Below are 19,479 nucleotides of genomic sequence, written 5' to 3'. Positions count from 1 at the left end.
AAAATTTGCATTACGAAATCAAATCCCACGATATGAGATTTCGACCAACAAGCTTACGGAAATGAATTGTCGTTTAAAATCAAAAACATAAGCACGTCGGACGCGACCTAAAACCGCCCTCGCCTAGAGCAAAACCCCTAAACTCGACAGGGAAATCGCCGCTCGCCGCCCTGCTCGCACCGCGCCGGCGTTGCACGTCGTGCAGCGCATCAGCCGACCGTTGCACCGCGGGCTACAATGCCGGATCGAATCCGAATCAGGCAACGCTGGAGTGCAAGCATGGAATGCAAAGTAAGCTGGATGGGCCAGGACGGCATGGCGTTTTCCGCCGAGACCGGCAGCGGGCATCTCGTCACGATGGACGGCGCGCCCGAAGGCGGCGGCCACAACCTCGCGCCGCGTCCGATGGAAATGGTGCTGCTCGGCACCGGCGGCTGCACGGCCTATGACGTCGTGCTGATCCTGAAGAAGAGCCGCCAGGAAGTGAGCGGCTGCTCGGTCGCGCTGAAGGCCGAGCGCGCGAGCGAGGATCCGAAGGTGTTCACGAAGGTGCACTTCCACTTCACGGTCACCGGCCGCAATCTGAACCCGGCCACGGTCGAGCGCGCGATCAACCTGTCGCACGACAAGTACTGCTCCGCGTCGATCATGATCGCGAAGACGGCCGAACTCACGCATTCGTTCGATATCGTCGCCGCCTGAACACACGGCGCGCGCCCATAGAAAAAAGGGCCGGCGCTCCGCAAGGAGACGCCGGCCCTTTCGCATTCGAACGGCAAAGCAGGCCGATAAGCCGGATTCTGTGCACGCCGCGCGCCGAAGCACGCAACGCGTGGCAGCCATTCCTCTAGGCGCGCCATTGCTGACGCGCTCAAGCTTCCTACCCGCAGACGAGACGGGGGCCCCGTCCTGCATCCGAAAATGCGCGCCTGCCTACTTGGAATTGCTCCGGGTGGAGGTTACCGTGCCGGCGTACGTTGCCGCAGCCGCGGTGCGCTCTTACCGCACCGTTTCACCCTTACCTGATCCCGGCTTGCGCCGGGCCATCGGCGGTTTGCTTTCTGTTGCCCTGTTCCGCGTGTCGCCACGGATGGCCGTTAGCCATCACCCTGCCCTGTGGAGTCCGGACTTTCCTCGCCCCCGCGCGCCCGAAGGCGGCGAGGCCGCGACTGCCTGGCCTGCTTTGCGACGCGCATTCTAGCACTGCGCGCCGCCGTCGGCAGCGCGCGAGCGGCGGCCGCGGCGAAACACGGCCGGATCGTCGTAGAACGCGGCGTCGGCGTTCGCCGCGCACCAGCCCGGCACGCCGAGCACCGGCAGCGGCGCGAAATCGCGGCTCGTCAGCGCGCGCGTCGCGAGTTCGGCGGCGATTCGCGCGTCGACATGCGCGCTGCGTTGCGCGTCGGGCCATGAAAAATAGTCGGCGCTCACTTCGACGATCCACGCGTGCGCGGTGCAGGACTTGTAGGGCACGACGAGCTGTTCGAGCAGTGCATGGCCGACCAGCCGCGCTTCGCAGCGCGTGCCCCACGCGTCGCGCGCGGCCACCAGCAGCCGCGGCCAGTCGAAGCCGCGCAGCACATCGGCAAGCGAACGGTCGGCCGTCACGAACAGCGCGGCGTTCTCGTCGAATAGCGTCAGCGCATCGCGCAGCGTGCCGCGCACGGGCCCGACACCCCCCGCCGCGTCGATCGCGGCGGCCTGGCGCGCGTTCAACACGGCCTTGATGCGTGGATACGCGAACCAGACGAGCGCATTGAAGAAATCGTGAAGATTGTGGCGGGTCGGTACGCGGCCGGTGCCCGCGATATGGGTCTCGTACGCGACGCCGGGCGGCAGCTCGGCCTGCGGCACGAAGCGCAGCGGCCTGCCGCGACCGGAGACGCGCTCGCCGCCGCGCAACGCACCGTTCAACGCATCGAGCAGCGCGACCTCGCCCGCACGGGCGGCCGCCTGCCACGCGCGGCCCGGCTCCGCGTAATGCGCGAGCCACGGCGCGGACCAGTCGATCCGCGCGAACGTCGCCGTCGCGCGACCAGCCGCAGGGCCGGGTTCGCGCGGCGGCGCGCCGGTCACGCGAGTTTCCAGCCGATCGTTTCGCCGCCGCGCAGCGGCACGACCGGCGTATCGCCCGCGAAGATCTCGCGCGGCAGTTCCCACGCCTCGCGGCGCAGCGTGACCGTCTCGGCGCTGCGCGGCAGCCCGTAGAAATCCGCGCCGTAGAAGCTCGCGAACCCTTCCAGCTTGTCGAGCGCGCCAGCCGTGTCGAACGCTTCCGCGTACAGCTCGAGCGCGTGCAGCGCCGTGTAGCATCCCGCGCAGCCGCACGCGGTTTCCTTCGCGCCGCGCGCATGCGGCGCGCTGTCGGTGCCGAGGAAGAAGCGCGGGTTGCCCGACGTCGCGGCCTCGACCAGCGCCACGCGATGAGTCTCGCGCTTGAGCACCGGCAGGCAGTAGTAATGCGGGCGAATCCCGCCGACGAACAGCGCGTTGCGGTTGTACAGCAGGTGATGCGCGGTGATCGTCGCGCCGAGCAGGCCGGGCGCCGCGTCGGCATCGCGCACGTAGTCGGCCGCGTCCTTCGTCGTGATGTGCTCGAACACGACCTTCAGGCCCGGGAAATCGCGGCGCAGCGGCGTCATCACGCGGTCGATGAACACCTTCTCGCGGTCGAACAGGTCGATCGACGCATCGGTCACCTCGCCGTGCACGAGCAGCGGCATGCCGGTTTCCTGCATCGCCTCGAGCGTCTTCGCACATTTCGCGAGATCGGTGACGCCGTGGTCGGAATTCGTCGTCGCGCCTGCCGGATACAGCTTCACGCCGTGCACGAAGCCGCTTTCGCGCGCGCGGCGGATTTCGTCGGGCGGCGTGTTGTCGGTCAGGTACAGCGTCATCAGCGGTTCGAACGTCATCCCGGCCGGCAGCGCGGCGAGGATGCGCTCGCGATAGGCCTGCGCCTGCGCGGTGGTCGTGACCGGCGGCTTCAGGTTCGGCATGACGATGGCGCGGCCGAACTGGCGGGCGGTGTGCGGCAGCACGGCGGCGAGCATGTCGCCGTCTCGCAGGTGCAGGTGCCAGTCGTCGGGACGGGCGAGCGAAAGCGTCGCCGGGGAGGAAGCGTTCGAGGCAGTCATAGGAGGCGTCGTGAGGAACGGGCTTGCCATCGGCGGGGCCGGAACGCGCGTGCGCGGGGCCGACTGACGGCAAACCGCAACACGGGGCCTTTGGCCAGCGGAATCCGCTTTTTACCGCTCAGGGCTCGGTGATATGCTAGAAGCCGCATTGTACCGGGGTTCGCCCGGTTCGTTACCCCCCTGCTTCAGCCTGCCGCCCCACGTAAAATGTGCCAACTCCTTGGAATGAACTGCGCCGCGCCGACGGACGTCACATTCTCCTTCACAGGTTTCGCGGCCCGGGGCGGGCTCACCGATCACCATGCCGACGGCTGGGGCATCGCGTTCTTCGAAGACAAGGCCTGTCGCCTCTTCATCGATCACCAGGCCTCGGCCACGTCGCCGATCGCCGAAATGGTGAAGCGCTACCCGATCAAGTCCAAGAACACGATCGCGCACATCCGCAAGGCGACGCAAGGGCACATCCTGCTCGAGAACAGCCATCCGTTCATGCGCGAGCTGTGGGGCCGGCACTGGATCTTCGCGCATAACGGCGACCTGCAGGACTACGCGCCGGACATGGACGGCAGCGTCTACCATCCGGTCGGCACGACCGACAGCGAACAGGCGTTCTGCGTGCTGATGCAGGGGCTGCGCGAGGCCTTTCCCGGCGCGCAGCCGCCGCTGCCCGAACTGTTCGAGCGCGTCGGCGAGCTGACGCGCGGCATCACCGATCACGGCGTGTTCAACTTCCTGATGTCGAATGGCCAGGCGCTCATCGCGCACTGCTCGACGCGGCTGCACTACCTCGTGCGGCGCTGGCCGTTCTCGACCGCGCATCTCGTCGACGAAGACCTGTCGATCGACTTCGCGAAATACACGACGCCGGAGGATCGCGTCGCGGTGATCGCGACGCAGCCGCTCACCGACAACGAAGTCTGGACCGCATTCGAGCCGGGCGAGCTGATCATGTTCCAGTGCGGCGACGTCGCCGCGCGGATGCGGATTCCGGTGCCCGAGCGCGTGCTCGAGAAGCTGCGCAACCCGTCGCTCGACGCGTCGGCGTCCGCGCCGCGCACGGTGGTTCGCGAAGCGCTCGCCACCGCGGCCGATGGCGATGCCGACGACGCGATCGATTTCTGACGCGCGGCATCGGCCGCTTCCTGCTCACTGCCTGCTGCGCGAGCTTCGTACGACGCGTCCGACGGCGCCCGTCATCAGCGCAAATCGCCCCGCTTCTGCCAATACGGTTTCATTTTGACCACCACCGGCGCAACCGATCGACGTCACGCAACATTTTCTTGATTTTATTAATTTACAAGCGAAAATAAATAAAAGGCGAGACAAGAAAAATAACCACCAATTAAAACAATAAAATCCGGGACCCGCATTTTAGCGCACCCCGTCCGCCGGAACCGTGCGCTATCCCACCTACTCCGGCAGCCCTTCCGGATCTTCACAAAATCCTCCCGAGCCCGCCACCACCATGGCCTTCGGTTCGATTAACCACACAAATCAAAAATACCGCGCATTACGGTTCGCATCATTACAGTTTCCCATTTCTCGATAATCGACGGCCACCGGAATCAGTAGACTGCGCCAATCCTCGGTGTAACGAAACACGATTGGCGCGACACGCAGCCACAGCCGCCGCACGCCCCTTCGGATCATTTCCCCACCGCGGAATGCGAATTCGCCGAATGGCGGCGAATGCCACGTCAAAAAGAAGAAAGAGGGGTATGTCGTGAATCACTCATTTCGATCGATATGGAGCGAGGCCGCCGGCTGCTGGGTCGCGGTTGCGGAAACGACCCGGGCGCGCGGCAAGCGCTCGGCCAGCGCATCGGGTTCAAGCCGCCGCACCACGCGCGCAACGACGCGCCGGTCGCCGCTTCGCGTCGCGGCGCTCGGCGCCGCACTGGCGGCTCTGTCGGCCGGCGCCGCGCACGCATCGACCTGCGGCGGCGGCGCCGCAATCGCGAACGGCGGCACCTGCACGCTGGACAGCTTCAGCCCGACGGTCAACGACAACCTGGCCGGCGCCACGACCGTGTCGGGCGGCGACCGGGTCGGCCTGACGGGTGCCTGGACCGGCGCGACCGGCGACATGGGCTATACGCTGACGCCGCTCGGCAGCACGTCCGTCGTATCGGGCAACCCCGACCAGCCGCTGCTGTCGATCGGCGGCAAGACGCGCAGCGTCAGCACGCCCGACTCGATCACCGGCAGCCATACGTCGGTCGCGACCTATGATTCGGGTGCGTTCGCTGCATCGAGCGCCGGCTCGACCAACGTGCCGGTCTATCACGACGTGAACGGCAACCAGTACGTGAACACGCGGATCGGCACCGTCGATCGCTCCGGCGGCACGCTCGACGTGTCGATCGGCGATCCGGCGGGCGCGCCGACGGCGGCCGGCAACGCGATCACGATGGCGCCGAAGCAGACCGACCTGTTCGTCGCGGACGGCACGGGCACCGCGCAAAGCGTCGTCAACTGGAACTCGCGCAACCAGGTCTGGCTCGGCACCGGCGACTATCTCGCGAGCGGCGGCCCCGTCAGCCACGTGCTGCTCGACGTGCCGGCGTATGCAGGCACTTTCACGGCCTTCGACGGCAGCGCATGGACGGTCACTGACGCCGCGTCGCTCGCCGCGTACAACACTTTTCTCGTGCGCTCGGTCCAGAGCGGCGCACTCGGCTCGCAGGCCGCCTACGACCACGCATTCGGCCAGGCCCTCACGTTCTCCACGCAATCGTTCGAGTATGCGAACAACGTGTCGCCCGGCGACAAGAACACGCTGCAGATGGACTACCTGACGGTCATGCACGGCACCGGCGCAAACGCGACGCTGCACATCGGCAAGGACGGCCAGATCGACTTCCGCGGCACCAACACGATCGATTCGAGCTCGGCGGTCCTCGCCGAAAACGGCGCGCACTTCGTCAACGACGGACGGCTGTCGGGCGACTTCACGCTCGTGCGCCTGCTGACCGGCGCGAGCGGCGTGAACAACGGCGTGATCTCGTCCGGCTACGCAGCCGGCGACAACTTCAACACGGGCGGCGCGGCGCTGCCCTACAACTTCAGCCTCGGCGCGTACACCGAGGGCAGCGGCATCTACGCGAACGGCGCCGGCACGACTTTCGTCAACAACGGCGTGATGAACGTCGGCGCGTGGACCTTCAACGGCACGCGCCCCGACCTGCAGAACTACGCGGTCGCCGCCACGGACGGCGCGCGCGCGTCGAACGCCGGCACGATCAACGTCGGCGTCAACGCGACGACGCTCGACAGCCAGGTGATCGGCGGCCTCGTCGCCGGCGGCAGCTTCACGAACGAAGCCGGCGGCACGATCTATCTCGGCCGCGCCGCGCAGTACGACGCCGCGTCGCCCGAAGCCGCGAACGACGTCGCGCTGTCCGCGCACGCGTACGGCATTCTTCTCGGCGCGTCGGGCACCGCGAGCAACCTCGGCACGATCGTGATCGGCGCGCAGATGCAGAACGGCGCCGCGCTGGCGAGCATCGGGTCGACCGCCGGCACGCTGACCAACGCGGGCGCGATCGTCGTCAACGGCGCCGCGCCCGGCACGCCGCTCGCCAACGTCGGCATGCTCGCCGCCGACACCGCGGCGGACGTGACCAACACGGGCACGATCACGCTGAATGGCGTAAACGGCATCGGCATCATGGTCGTCGGGACCGGCACGCATGCGACGGCCGCGACGTCGACCGGCACGATCAACGTGGCCGGCGGTCTCGATCCCGCGTCGGGCACGCGCAACTACGGCGTCTGGGCCGAGGGGCCGCTCGCGAAGGCCACGATCGACGGTGCGCTCAACCTGACCGGCGTCGGCGCGATCGGCGTGCATGCGCGTTCGGGCGCGACGATCGACGTCGGTGCGAACGCCGTGCCGGCCTTCACGTCCGGCACCCACCAGATCGGCTTCTATGCATACGGCGCAGGCTCGACGATCAACGTCGCCGCGCAGCACCTGAGCGTCGATACCGACGATTCGACGCTGTTCCGCGTCGCCGGCGGCGCGGCCTACGCGGGTACGTCGGCGGCCGGCGCGCTGACGACCGACGTCAACGGCCAGCGGGCGCGCGGCGTACTGGCGACCGACGCGGGCACCACGTTGTCGACCGGCAACGCGATCTACAACGTCAAGGGCGCGAACGGCGTCGCGATCGCCGTGGAAGGCGGCGCGAAGGGCACGATCGACGCCGGTGCGACGATCGGCCTGAGCGCGGCCGGCGCGACCGCGGGCATCGTCGACGGCCAGGCGCACGATCTCGCCGGCGCGAATGCCGGCGCGCCGGTCGCGACGACGCTGACCAACGATGCCGCCGTCACGTCGTCGACCGCCGGCGTGACCGGCTTCATCGCGCAAAACCTCGGCACGCTCGAGAATCGCGGCACGGTGTTGCTGACCGGCGCCGGCTCGACGGGCGTCGTCGCCGGCACGCTCGGCACGGTGAACAACGCGTCGACGATCCGGGTCTCCAACGGCACGGGCGCGCTCGTGCAGGGTGCGTCGGCCACGCTCGCCAATGCGGGATCGATCGAAGCCGACGACGGCATCGCGGGCGTGCGCCTGACGGGGGCCGGTGCATCGGTCGCGCTGTCGGGCGCCGGCACCGTCATCGCGAACGGCAGCGCCGACGGCGTGCTGATCGACTCGACCGTCGCGGGCGGCGGTATCGCGGCCGGCGCGACGTCGATCGCGGTCGGCGGGTCGGGCAGCGGGATCCGCAACCTCGGTGCGAATGCAACGATCGCGCTGTCCGGCACGCAGGTCGCCACGACCGGCAACGGCGCCGCCGGCCTGACGTCGACCGGCGCGGGCGCGCGCATCGCGACCGATGCGGCCACGGTCGTCCGCACGGCGGGCGCCGATGCGCGCGGCCTGTTCGTGTCCGGGGCCGATTCCACACTCACGGCCAATGGAACGACCGTCGCGACGACCGGCACGAACGCCCATGCGATCGTCATGGACGCCGGCGCGACGGCCCTGCTGTCGGGCACGAAAATTTCGACATCGGGGGGCGCGGCCGACGCCATCGTCGTGCAAAACGGCGGCCGCATCGCCGATGCGGGGTCGTCGCTCGCCAGCGCGGCCGGCAACGGCGCAACCGCGAACAGCGGCGGCGTGCTCGCGTTGACCGGCACGGCGCTCACGGGCGCGACGGCCGGCGTGCTGACGTCGGACACGCTCGCGAACGGCGCGGCCAGCTCGGTACTCGTCGACGGCGGCAGCGTGACGTCCGCCACCGGGCCGGCCTTCGCCGCGCGCGGCGGCACGGCCAACATCGCGGTGCGCAACGGCACGGTCGTGACGGCCGGCAACGGCACGCTGCTGAACCTCACGAACGGCAGCACGGTCACGTTCGACGCATCGGCGGTGAACCTCGCGGGCGACATCGTTTCCGACGCGTCGAGCACCGGCAACGTGTTCCTCGCGAACGGCACGACGCTGACCGGGAAGATCGACCCGGTCGCGCTGACCATCGACGGCACGAGCACGTGGCGCATGACGGGCAGCTCGGTCGTGAGCCGCCTGAGCAACGCGGGCCTCGTCGCGTTCGCCGCGCCGACCGGCTCGCCGACGCTGACCGGCAGCTACAAGACGCTGACGACCGGCGGCTACGTCGGCAATGGCGGCACGATCGCGCTGAACACGTATCTGGGCGCCGACGCGTCGCCGACCGACCGGCTGATCGTGAACGGCGGCGCGGCGAGCGGCACGACCGGCCTGAAGATCGCCAACACGGCCGGCACCGGCGCGCGGACGACCGGCGACGGGATTCCCGTGGTCGTCACGGCCAACGGCGGCACGACCGCCGCGTCGGCGTTCCATCTCGCGGGTCCGGTACAGGCCGGCGCCTATGAGTACCGACTCTATCGCGGCGGGCAAAGTGATGCGAACGGCTGGTACCTGCGTTCGCAACTCGACCAGACCGACCCCGGCGACCCGATCCACCCGTCCGGCGGCGGCGACGGCGGCAGCGACGGCGGCAGCGACGGGAATGGCAACGGCAACGGCGGCGCGCTCGCGTATCGTCCGGGCGTTTCCGGCTACGCGATGACGCCGCTGCTGAACGCCGACTACGGCTTCTCGACGCTCGGCCGGCTGCACGAGCGCGTCGGCGACATCTACAACGTCGAGAAGCAGCAGCCCGGCAATCGCGACGGCGTGTGGGGGCGCATCGGCGGCCAGAGCCTCGATGCGAACGCGGGCCGCTTCTCGGCCGACGAACGCACGTTCTTCGCGCAGTTCGGCAAGGACTGGACCCTCGACCAGGCGCCGAACGGCGCCGGCAGCACGCATGCGGGCGTCACGGCCAGCATCGGCGTGTCGAATGCGAGCTTCAGCGACATGGCGCGCGCGAGCTCGCCCGACCTGTCGACGTCGACGGGCTCGGTCGAGATGCACGCGCAGAGCGTCGGCGGCTACTGGACGCGCTACCTGTCCGACGGCACCTACTTCGACAGCGTCGGACAGCTCACGCACTACGGCAACCGCTATCGCGACAGCTACGGCAACGAAGCGTCGCAGAACGGCTTCGGCGTCGCGCTGTCGCAGGAAGTCGGCAAGCCGTTCGCGATCGGCACGTTGCCGGTCGCGGTCGAGCCGCAGGCGCAGTTGATGTATCAGTATCTGAAGCTGAACGGCTTCAACGACAACGTGTCGGCCGTGTCGGGCACGACGACGAATGCGTTGCGCGGCCGCGTCGGCGTGCGCATCTTCCGGCCGAACCTCCAGTCGGACGCGGGCGGCGGCGCCGCGACGCCGTACTTCACGGCCGACGTGCTGCACGACTTCCTGTCGCCGGGGCAGACCGTCGTCGGCGGCACGCCGTTCGCGACGCATCTCGGGCGCACGTGGTACGAGCTCGGCGTCGGCGTGACGGCCGGCTTCGGCAAGTCCGGCGAGCTGTACGCGAATGCGAAGATCGCGCGCAACATCGGCGGCGATTACCGGCGCGGGATCGTCGGGCAGGTCGGCTACCGGTACAGCTGGTAACGCCCGGCGGCCGACGAAAAAAAACCGCCCGGCTACTTGCCGGGCGGTTTTTGCATGGGTGCGCGCAAGAAGCGCGAGCGCTCAGTGCAGAATCTTCGCGAGGAAGTCCTTTGCGCGGTCCGACTTCGGATTCGCGAAGAAATCTTCCTTGCGGTCGTCCTCGACGATCGCGCCCTGATCCATGAAGATCACGCGATGGGCGACCTTCTTCGCGAAGCCCATCTCGTGCGTGACGACCATCATCGTCATCCCTTCCTTCGCGAGTTGCACCATCACGTCGAGCACCTCGTTGATCATCTCGGGATCGAGCGCGGACGTCGGTTCGTCGAACAGCATCGCGATCGGGTCCATCGACAGCGCGCGCGCGATCGCGACACGCTGCTGCTGGCCGCCCGACAGCTGGCCCGGAAACTTGTGCGCATGCGCCTTCAGGCCGACGCGATCGAGCAGCTTCATGCCCTTCTCGGCCGCTTCGTCCTTGCCGCGGCCGAGCACCTTGATCTGTGCGAGCGTCAGGTTCTCGGTGATCGACAGGTGCGGGAACAGCTCGAAATGCTGGAACACCATCCCGACCTTCGAGCGCAGCTTCGACAGGTTCGTCTTCTTGTCGCCGACCGACTGGCCGTTCACGAGGATCTCGCCCTGCTGGAACGGCTCCAGGCCGTTCACGGTCTTGATCAGCGTCGACTTGCCGGAGCCCGACGGGCCGCACACGACGACCACTTCGCCTTTCTTGACCTCGGTCGTGCAATCGGTGAGGACCTTGAACTGGCCGTACCACTTCGAAACGTTCTTGATGGAAATCATCGTGTGACCTTTTTCTGGAGACCCTTGACGAGAACAGACGCCAACGAGCAAATCACGAAATAGCATGCGCCGGCGAACAGGACCATCTCGACGGTCGTGCCGTCGCGATCGCCGATGTTGGCGGCCGTGCGGAAGAAGTCCGCGAGACTGATCACGTACACGAGCGACGTATCCTGGAACAGGACGATCGCCTGCGTGAGCAGCAGCGGCACCATCGCGCGGAACGCCTGCGGCAGGATCACGAGGCGCATCGCCTGCGCGTAGTTCATCCCGAGCGCGAACGCGGCATTCACCTGCCCGCGCGGCACCGACTGGATGCCGGCGCGGATGATCTCGGAATAATACGCGGCTTCGAACAACGAGAACGCGACCATTGCCGACGCGAGGCGGATGTCGATCGTCGGCGACAGCCCGAGCACGCCCTGCAGCAGCTGCGGCACGATCAGGAAGAACCACAGCAGCACCATCACGAGCGGGATCGAGCGAAACACCGTCACGTACGCTTTCGCGAACCACGCGAGCGGCTTCACGCCGGACAGCCGCAGCAGCGCCAGCACCGTGCCCCAGACGATCCCGACCACGATCGCGATCAGCGTGATCTTGAACGTGACGATCGCGCCCGACCACAGCGTCGGCAGCGCGCCGGGAATACTACTCCAGTCGAACTGATGCATCACTTGCCTCCGATATAGCCGGGCAGCCGCGTACGGCCTTCGATCCAGCGCATGAACGCCATCACGACGAGGTTGATCAGCACGTAGGCGAGCGTGACCGCGATGAACGACTCGTAGGTCTGCGCGGTGTAGTCGACGAGCTGGCGCGCCTGCGCGGACAGATCGAGCAGGCCGATCGTCGACGCGACGGCGGAGTTCTTGAAGATGTTCAGGAATTCCGACGTAAGCGGCGGCACGATGATCCGGTACGCCACGGGCAGCAGCACGTAGCGATACGTCTGCCATTGCGTGAAGCCCATCGCGAGGCCGGCCGCGCGCTGGCCCTTCGGCAGCGCGTTGATCCCCGAGCGCACCTGTTCGCACACGCGCGCGCCCGTGAACAGGCCGAGACAGATGATCGACGCGGTAAAGAACTGCGTGCCGGGCGGCAACTGCTTGATCCAGGTGCCGATCGACGCGGGCAGCAGCTCGGGTATCACGAGATACCAGACGAAGAACTGCACGATCAGCGGAATGTTCCGGAAGATCGACACGTAGACGGTGCCGATCGCGGCCAGCCATTTGTTCGGCACGGTGCGCAGCACGCCGAACAGCGATCCGACGATCAGCGCGATGACCCAGGCGGCGAGCGACACTTCGACCGTCACCCAGAAGCCGGACACCAGCCATCCGAAATAAGTCGTCGGCTCGCCGGTCGACACGGGGCTCAGGAAGATGCCCCAGTTCCAGTGGTAAGACATGGGCAAGACTCCAGCAAAAAGAAACGGAAGAAGCATGGCCTCTTCCGTCTCATGAGCGTCATTTCTGCATCAACGGCAGTGTGGTCAGTCGAGCGCCTTGTCGTTCGGGTTCGCGTACAGCTTCTTCATCGACTCGGACAGCGGGAAGTTCAGGTTCAGCCCCTTCGGCGGGATCGGGTTCTCGAACCACTTCGCGTAGATCTTCGCTGCTTCGCCCGACTTCTCGACTTGCGAGATCGCGTCGTCGACGACCTTCTTGAAGTCGGTGTCGCCCTTGCGCATCATGCAGCCGTAAGCCTCTTCCGATTGCGGCGTGCCGACGATCACCCACTCGCCCGGCTGCTTCGCCTTCGCGCGCTCGCCCGCGAGCAGCGCGTCATCCATCATGAACGCGACCGCGCGGCCCGATTCCAGCGTGTTGAACGAATCGCCGTGATCCTTCGCGCTGATGATGCTCATGCCGAGCTGTTTGTCGTTGTTCATCTTGCGCAGCAGGCGCTCCGACGTCGTGCCGGCAGTCGTCACGACCGTCTTGCCCTTCAGGTCGGCGAAATCCTTGACGCCGGAATCCTTCTTCGTCATCAGGCGCGTGCCGATCACGAAGATCGTGTCGGAGAACGCGGCCTGCTGCTGACGCTCGACGTTGTTGGTCGTCGAGCCGCACTCGATGTCGACCGTGCCGTTCTGTACCAGCGGAATACGGTTCTGCGACGTGACGGGGATGTTCTTCACCTGCAGGTTCGGCAGATTCAGCTTCTTCTTCACCGCGTCCACGACCTTCAGCTGGAAGTCGCGCGAATAGCCGACCACCTGCTGGTTCTGGTCATAGTAGGAGAACGGAATCGACGATTCGCGGTGGCCCAGCGCGATCACGCCCGTGTCCTTGATCTTCTTCAGCGTGCCCGTCTCCTGAGCGTGCGCGCCGCTTGCGAACGCGCAAAGCGCCGCCACCATCAGGACTGCCTTGTGGTATTTCATTTTTGGTCATCTCCTTGGCTAAAACCCGCGCCAGTGTATCAAAGTAATATTTTTGAAAGTACTGGTTGTTTACCGCACTACGAATCGCCCTGTGCGGAGCCGTCCTCCCGGCTCCGGGCACGCCGAATGCGCGCGCGGGCGATGCCGGATCCGGCATCGCCCGCGAGGGTTCATATCCGCAATCGGGTGGATTGCGTCATGAATCGATCATCATCTACGATCAGGGATAGAGGCCGCGCATTTCGCGCGCCATCAGGATGCGCTTGCACGCGACGATGAACGCCGCCGTACGCACCGTCACCTTGTGCTCTTCCGCGACCGCCCACACGCCGGCGAACGCTTCGCGCATCACGCGCTCGAGACGGTGGTTGATCTCGTCTTCCGTCCAGAAGAAGCTCGAGAAATCCTGCACCCACTCGAAGTACGACACGGTCACGCCGCCTGCGTTCGCGATCACGTCGGGGATCACGAGCACGCCGTTCGCGCTCAGGATGTCGTCGGCCGCCGTCGTCGTCGGGCCGTTCGCGCCTTCGACGATGATCTTCGTGCGGATCTTCGCCGCGTTCTTCTCGGTGATCTGGTTTTCCAGCGCCGCCGGGATCAGGATGTCGGTCTCGACCGTCCAGAACTCGTCGTTCGGCATCGGCTCGGCGCCTTCGAAGCCCGCGACGCCGCCCGTGCGTGCGACGTGGTCGAGCAGCTTGTTCGAATCGAGGCCGGCCGGCTGGTAGATCGTGCCCGTGTGATCCTGCACCGAGATCACCTTCGCGCCCGCTTCCTGGAACAGCTTCGCCGCGATGCCGCCGACGTTGCCGAAGCCCTGCACCGCGATGCGCGCGCCTTCGATTTCCAGGCCCTTCTTCTTCGCCGCTTCGCAGCCGACGACGAACACGCCGCGGCCCGTCGCTTCCTTGCGGCCGAGCGAGCCGCCGAGCGCGATCGGCTTGCCGGTCACGACGCCGGTCGACGTCTGGCCCTGGTTCATCGAGTAGGTATCCATCATCCACGCCATCACCTGTTCGTTGGTGTTGACGTCCGGCGCCGGAATGTCGGTGTTCGGGCCGATGATGATGCCGATTTCGCTGGTGTAGCGACGCGTCACGCGCTCGAGCTCACCGCGCGACAGCTTGCGCGGGTCGACGCGGATGCCGCCCTTCGCGCCGCCGTACGGCACGTTCACGGCCGCGTTCTTCACGGACATCCATGCCGACAGCGCCATCACTTCCGACAGCGTCACGTCCTGGTGGTAGCGCACGCCGCCCTTGCCCGGGCCGCGCGACACGTTGTGCTGCACGCGATAGCCCTCGAAGTGCGCGACGGTGCCGTTGTCGAGCTCGATGGGGCAGTCGACGATCAGGATGCGCTTCGGGCGCTTCAGCGTTTCGAGCCAGCGCGACAGCGAACCGAGGTACGGCGCGACGCGATCGACCTGCCGAAGGTAGTTGCCCCACGGGCCGAGATCGTCGGCGTGCAGGTAGGACGGGATGGACTGCTGTTGCGAAGACATGGATGCTCCAACGTTCAACGGATTGCGCACATTGTCGAAAAAGCCGTTTTTTTTATCCAATGCCGTTTGTTTATTCGATTATGCGTTTCTTGCATGATCGCGATTTTTCGCAAAATCGCGGTCGATTTGCGCAAGAACGCCCGCGATCCGCCGCGCATCGCGTTCGTGAAAAATCGGTTGGCCGACGCGCGGGCCGGCCGGCGGACAGCCGTCCGACAGGCGCTGCAAGGCCGCCGTCAGCCGGCCGGTCGATCGGCGCCGGATTAACCGTCGGCGGTTAACCGGCGGTGTCGCCGGAGGTCTCGCGCAGTTCGTCGCGCACGACCTCCCACAGCGCGCGCACGAGCTTCTGGCGCGGATCGTCGCCCTGCAGCGCGAGCTTGTCGCAGTACAGCCGGATCTCCATCGTCAACGTGAACGGATGCGCGCCGCCGCCGCGCGCCGACCGGTCGAGCCGGATCAGCCGGCCGCCCGCGACCGCATCGTCGACCGCGCTGTGCGGCAGGAACGCGACGCCGTGGCCCGCGAGCGCCATCGCCTTCAGCCCTTCGGCCATGTCGGTTTCGTACACGCGATCGAGGAACAGCCGCGTCGGCGCGTTCGCGATGATGACTTCGGTCATCCGGCCGAGATACGCGTTCGGCGTATACGACAGGTACGGCACGCGCGCGTCGGCCGCGCCCGGCAGCGTATGGCGCGGCCGGCCGGCGCGGCCGGGCGCCGAGAACGGGCTGATCGGCTCGCTGCCGAGAATCAGCATGTCGTAGCGAGCCGGGTCGAGCGCGACCGGGTGGCTCGGGTGGTGGTAGCCCATCACGAGGTCGCAGCCGCCCTCGACGAGCGACAGCACCGCGTCGTGCACGTTCAGCGCGCGCAGCCGCGTGTGAACCTGGCCCATCTTCGCCTCGATCCGCTCGAGCCAGCGCGGGAAATACGTGAGCGACAGCGTGTGCGGCACCGCGAATTCGATCGTCGGCACCGGCGCGCCGACGTGGCCGCGCAGCAGCGTCCTCGCCTCGTGCGCCTGCGACAGCATCGTCAGCGCCTGCTCGTAGAAGATTTGCCCGGCCTGCGTGAGCCGGGTCGGATAGACCGAACGATCGATCAACTCGGTCGCGAGCCACGCCTCGAGCGCCTGGATGCGCCGCGAAAACGCCGGCTGCGACACGTGCCGCAGCTCGGCGGACCGGCTAAAGCTGCGCGTTTCCGCGAGCGAGACGAAGTCTTCGAGCCATTTCAGTTCCATGCGGGCAGGCGCGGCGGGCGGCGGTCGGGAAGAAGCCTGCATTCTACCGGCGGGCAGGCCGGGCCGGCGGCTCGGCTGGCGGCCCGGCGAGCCGGCGCGAGGGCCTGCCGGCAGGCCATTCGCGCGCCGCCCGCGCATCGCTCGCCCGTGGCGCCCGCGCACCGGACCGGTTCGGCCGGGATCGTCCCGCGCCGATGGTAAAATGCCGGATTCCCTCCCCTCGCTCGACCCGGCCTCAAGGCCCCGCCCGATCATGTCCGACACTCGTCCCGATACGCTTTTCGCCCTCACCGCGCTCTCGCCCATCGACGGCCGCTACGCCAGCAAGACCGAAGCGCTGCGCGACTGGCTCTCCGAAGCCGCCTTCATGCGCCACCGCGTCACCGTCGAGGTGCACTGGCTGATCGCGCTGTCGCGCGCCGGCTTCGCGGAAGTCCCGCGCTTCTCGGAAGCGTCCGAGCAGTTCCTGCTGCAGCTCGCCGAGCGCTTCACCGCGCACGACGCCGCGCGCATCAAGGAAATCGAGCGCGTGACGAACCACGACGTGAAGGCCGTCGAATACTGGCTGAAGGAATCGGTGAAGGGCCAGGCCGAACTCGAGAAGGCCAGCGAATTCATTCACTTCGCGTGCACGTCCGAGGACATCAACAACACGTCGCACGGGATGATGCTCGCCGGCGCGCGCGAACACGTGATCCTGCCGGCGCTGCGCACGGTCTACCAGCGCCTCGTCGCACTCGCGCACGCACACGCCGAACAGCCGATGCTGTCGCGCACGCACGGCCAGCCGGCCAGCCCGACGACGCTCGGCAAGGAACTCGCGAACGTCGCCGCGCGCCTCGCCCGCGCGATCGCGCGCATCGAGAAGGTCGAGATCCTCGGCAAGATGAACGGAGCGGTCGGCAACTTCAACGCGCATCTTTCCGCGTATCCGGAATTCGACTGGGAAGCGTTCTCGCGCGACGTGATCGAAAACCGCCTGAAGCTCACGTTCAACCCGTACACGATCCAGATCGAGCCGCACGACTACATGGCCGAGCTGTTCGACGCCGTCGCGCGCGCGAACACGATCCTGCTCGACCTCGACCGCGACGTGTGGGGCTACATCTCGGTCGGCTACTTCAAGCAGAAGACGAAGGCCGGCGAAATCGGCTCGTCGACGATGCCGCACAAGGTCAACCCGATCGACTTCGAGAACTCGGAAGGCAACCTCGGCCTCGCGAACGCGACGCTGCGCCACCTCGCCGACAAGCTGCCGGTGTCGCGCTGGCAGCGCGACCTGACCGACTCGACGGTGCTGCGCAACATGGGCGTCGCGCTCGGCTACTCGCTGCTCGCGTACGATTCGCTGATCCGCGGCCTCGACAAGCTCGAAGTGAACCCGCAGCGCCTGAACGACGATCTCGACAACTGCTGGGAAGTGCTCGCGGAGCCGGTGCAGACGGTGATGCGCCGCTACGGCATCGAGAACCCGTACGAGCAGCTGAAGGAGCTGACGCGCGGCAAGGGCATCACGCGCGAAGCGCTGCAGGAATTCGTCGGCACGCTCGCGATCCCGCAGGACGCGAAGGACCGCCTGCTCGCGATGACGCCGGCGTCGTACATCGGCAAGGCCGTCGAACTCGCGAAGCGGATCGCATAAGCACCGCCGTCGCCCGACAAAAAAACCCGATGCAAGCAATCGCATCGGGTTTTTTCATGGGCGCGCGCGGGGCGAAGATCAGAACGAAATCATCCGGCCCGGGTTGAGCGCGCTCATCACGCTCATCGCGGCCTTCGCGGCCGGGATCGCGATCGGCGACAACTGCCGGCCGAGCGGAATCGCGCGATGGTCGATGCCCGTGAGCATCGAGAAATCGTCGTTGCGGCCGACGAAATCGTCGCAGATCGCCTGGCCGATCCGCACCGTCTGCGCGACGCCGTGGCCGCTCCAGCCCTGCACCATGTACATCGGCACGCGACCGTCGGTCTTGCGGCTGTCGGTGGCGCCGTTCAGCGTGAAATCGCTGACGCCGCTCCAGCAGTAGTCGAGCGCGAAGCTGCCGTCCGCCTGCGGAAACACCGTGTTCAGGCGCGTCAGCAGATACGCGTTGACGTCGGGCTGCGCCCAGCAACTGCCGGTGCCCTGCCCACCGAACAGCAGGCGGTTGCCGCGCACCGGCCGGTAGTAGTCGATCTGGAACTGCGTGTCGTACACCGGCATGCCGGCCGGCATCAACGTCGCGACGTCGACGTCGAGCGGCGCCGTCACGCTCACGTACGTAAAGAACGGCACCGTGGTCGCCGCGCCGTCGTCGAGCAGCCGGAACGTCGTGTTGTGCAGCGCGAGCACGACGCCGCGGCGCGCGGTGATCGTGCCGCCCGGCGTCGTCGCGACGACGCCCGCGGGCGTCTCGTCGAGCTCGAGCACCTCGGTACCCTCGAACAGCGCGCCGCCGTTCAGCCGGAAGCCGTGCACCATGCCGCGCACCAGCGCGAGCGGGTGAATCTGGCCGCCGAGCGCGTCGATCGCCGCGCCGTGATACAGCCCCGAGCGCACGTATTCGTCGTGCAGCTGATGGCGGCCGACGAGCGTCACGCCCGCATCGCCGAGATGGCGGCGCGCATCCGCGCCGTCGAGCAGCGCGCTCATGTGGCCGGGGTGAACCGCCGCCGTGACGTGGCCGCGCTTGCGGTCGAGATCGAGCGCGTAACGCGCGCCGATCTCGTCGATGAGGCTCATCGACTCGGCCGACGCGAAGCGCCACAGCCGCTTCGCATCGTCGTGCGACAGGTGATCGATCATGTCGGCGGCTTCCCAGCGCGCGAGGCCGGGCGTCAGTTGCCCGCCGTTGCGGCCCGACGCGGCCGAGCCGACGTGATGCTTGTCGACGAGGATCGTGTCGACGCCCGCTTGCGCGAGATGCAGCGCCGCCGATGCGCCGAGCAGGCCCGCGCCGATCACGAGCACGTCGCAGACGGCGTCGCGCGTCAGCGGCGCGCCGTTTTCATGGCGCGACAGCGACGCCTCGTACCAGTTGGCCGGACGCTCGCCGTCGTAGCGGGCCGGGTCGCACCAGTTCCAGTTGTCTTTTTCGATGTTCAGTTGCGTTTGCTCGAAACGCGCTTCGCCCTGGATCAGGGGTTTGTTATCGGACGTCATGATTGACCTTGCATGATGGGGCCGCCTGTCGATGAGCCTTCTGGCTTCGCGGGTGGGGCAGCCGGTTCCACATGGGAGTCAACGAGAAAAGGGGCGCGAGAGCCCGTGTTGACGGCGGGCACGCTCGTGCCGCCTGGATCCCGGACTGTGCGAAAGCACGTATTGAAAGGTGCCGGGACACCCAATTTCTACACCGCAGAAATAATTCTACAGTGTAGAATAAGCTTTCGTCAAGTTTA

The 19,479-nt window shown here is 67.0% G+C and carries 14 protein-coding genes and 1 other RNA gene; 5 read left to right on the top strand and 10 right to left on the bottom strand.

The window, feature by feature from the left end:
• The first annotated feature begins 237 nt into the window (after positions 1-237).
• Positions 238-702: an OsmC family protein gene (locus tag CFB46_RS07240; protein ID WP_080681310.1), complete on the top strand. Its 465-nt coding sequence runs from the start codon at positions 238-240 to the stop codon at positions 700-702.
• 71 nt (positions 703-773) lie between these two features.
• Here the strand turns inward: CFB46_RS07240 and rnpB are convergent.
• The 3 genes from rnpB to pyrC form a co-directional block, all read right to left on the bottom strand.
• Positions 774-1,185: RNase P RNA component class A (gene rnpB / locus CFB46_RS07235), an RNA gene on the bottom strand.
• 12 nt (positions 1,186-1,197) lie between these two features.
• The gene (locus CFB46_RS07230) at positions 1,198-2,076 is read right to left on the bottom strand and encodes a DUF3025 domain-containing protein (RefSeq protein ID WP_089499628.1); all 879 of its coding nucleotides are present in this window, start codon (positions 2,074-2,076) and stop codon (positions 1,198-1,200) included.
• Positions 2,073-3,137, bottom strand: coding sequence for a dihydroorotase (gene pyrC / locus CFB46_RS07225; RefSeq protein WP_027783558.1), 1,065 nt, complete (start codon positions 3,135-3,137; stop codon positions 2,073-2,075). The genes CFB46_RS07230 and pyrC overlap by 4 nt, the downstream gene beginning before the upstream one ends.
• Positions 3,138-3,344: 207 nt before the next feature.
• Here pyrC and CFB46_RS07220 point away from each other — a divergent pair, with 207 nt between their 5' ends.
• Together CFB46_RS07220 and CFB46_RS07215 are read left to right on the top strand one after the other, a co-directional pair.
• Positions 3,345-4,259 carry a class II glutamine amidotransferase gene (locus CFB46_RS07220; RefSeq protein WP_027783557.1) on the top strand — a complete coding sequence of 305 codons (915 nt, stop codon included), beginning with the start codon at positions 3,345-3,347 and terminating at the stop codon, positions 4,257-4,259.
• A 601-nt stretch (positions 4,260-4,860) separates the two neighbouring features.
• Positions 4,861-10,146: an autotransporter outer membrane beta-barrel domain-containing protein gene (locus CFB46_RS07215; RefSeq protein WP_089499627.1), complete on the top strand. Its 5,286-nt coding sequence runs from the start codon at positions 4,861-4,863 to the stop codon at positions 10,144-10,146.
• Positions 10,147-10,227: 81 nt separating this feature from the next.
• Here the strand turns inward: CFB46_RS07215 and CFB46_RS07210 are convergent, their stop codons facing one another.
• From CFB46_RS07210 to CFB46_RS07190, 5 genes are all read right to left on the bottom strand, one after another.
• A complete protein-coding gene (locus CFB46_RS07210; RefSeq protein WP_027783555.1) occupies positions 10,228-10,953 on the bottom strand; it encodes an amino acid ABC transporter ATP-binding protein in 726 nt (241 codons plus the stop codon).
• Complete coding sequence (gene gltK, locus CFB46_RS07205) at positions 10,950-11,627, bottom strand: glutamate/aspartate ABC transporter permease GltK (RefSeq protein ID WP_027783554.1); 678 nt, start codon at positions 11,625-11,627, stop codon at positions 10,950-10,952. Before gltK ends, CFB46_RS07210 begins: the two co-directional genes overlap by 4 nt.
• Complete coding sequence (locus CFB46_RS07200) at positions 11,627-12,367, bottom strand: amino acid ABC transporter permease (RefSeq protein ID WP_027783553.1); 741 nt, start codon at positions 12,365-12,367, stop codon at positions 11,627-11,629. Before CFB46_RS07200 ends, gltK begins: the two co-directional genes overlap by 1 nt.
• Before the next feature lie 84 nt (positions 12,368-12,451).
• Positions 12,452-13,345: a glutamate/aspartate ABC transporter substrate-binding protein gene (locus CFB46_RS07195; RefSeq protein WP_027783552.1), complete on the bottom strand. Its 894-nt coding sequence runs from the start codon at positions 13,343-13,345 to the stop codon at positions 12,452-12,454.
• 220 nt (positions 13,346-13,565) lie between these two features.
• Positions 13,566-14,852, bottom strand: a complete 1,287-nt coding sequence (locus CFB46_RS07190; protein WP_089499626.1) for a Glu/Leu/Phe/Val family dehydrogenase — start codon at positions 14,850-14,852, stop codon at positions 13,566-13,568.
• A gap of 93 nt (positions 14,853-14,945) precedes the next feature.
• Here CFB46_RS07190 and CFB46_RS35825 point away from each other — a divergent pair, with 93 nt between their 5' ends.
• On the top strand, positions 14,946-15,119 hold the full coding sequence (locus CFB46_RS35825) for a hypothetical protein (protein ID WP_179235049.1): 174 nt from the start codon (positions 14,946-14,948) through the stop codon (positions 15,117-15,119).
• A 10-nt stretch (positions 15,120-15,129) separates the two neighbouring features.
• Here the strand turns inward: CFB46_RS35825 and CFB46_RS07185 are convergent, their stop codons facing one another.
• Positions 15,130-16,098, bottom strand: coding sequence for a LysR substrate-binding domain-containing protein (locus tag CFB46_RS07185; protein ID WP_089499625.1), 969 nt, complete (start codon positions 16,096-16,098; stop codon positions 15,130-15,132).
• Positions 16,099-16,351: 253 nt separating this feature from the next.
• On the opposite strand from CFB46_RS07185, the gene purB reads away from it, so the two are divergent.
• Positions 16,352-17,740, top strand: a complete 1,389-nt coding sequence (gene purB / locus CFB46_RS07180) for an adenylosuccinate lyase (RefSeq protein WP_027783549.1) — start codon at positions 16,352-16,354, stop codon at positions 17,738-17,740.
• A 78-nt stretch (positions 17,741-17,818) separates the two neighbouring features.
• On the opposite strand, the gene CFB46_RS07175 is transcribed toward purB, so the two are convergent.
• A complete protein-coding gene (locus CFB46_RS07175; protein WP_089499624.1) occupies positions 17,819-19,240 on the bottom strand; it encodes an NAD(P)/FAD-dependent oxidoreductase in 1,422 nt (473 codons plus the stop codon).
• Between the last annotated feature and the right edge of the window lie 239 nt (positions 19,241-19,479).

This window comes from Burkholderia sp. HI2761 (assembly GCF_002223355.1).
GTDB lineage: Bacteria > Pseudomonadota > Gammaproteobacteria > Burkholderiales > Burkholderiaceae > Burkholderia.
This window is presented reverse-complemented; position numbering and strand designations above follow the sequence as displayed.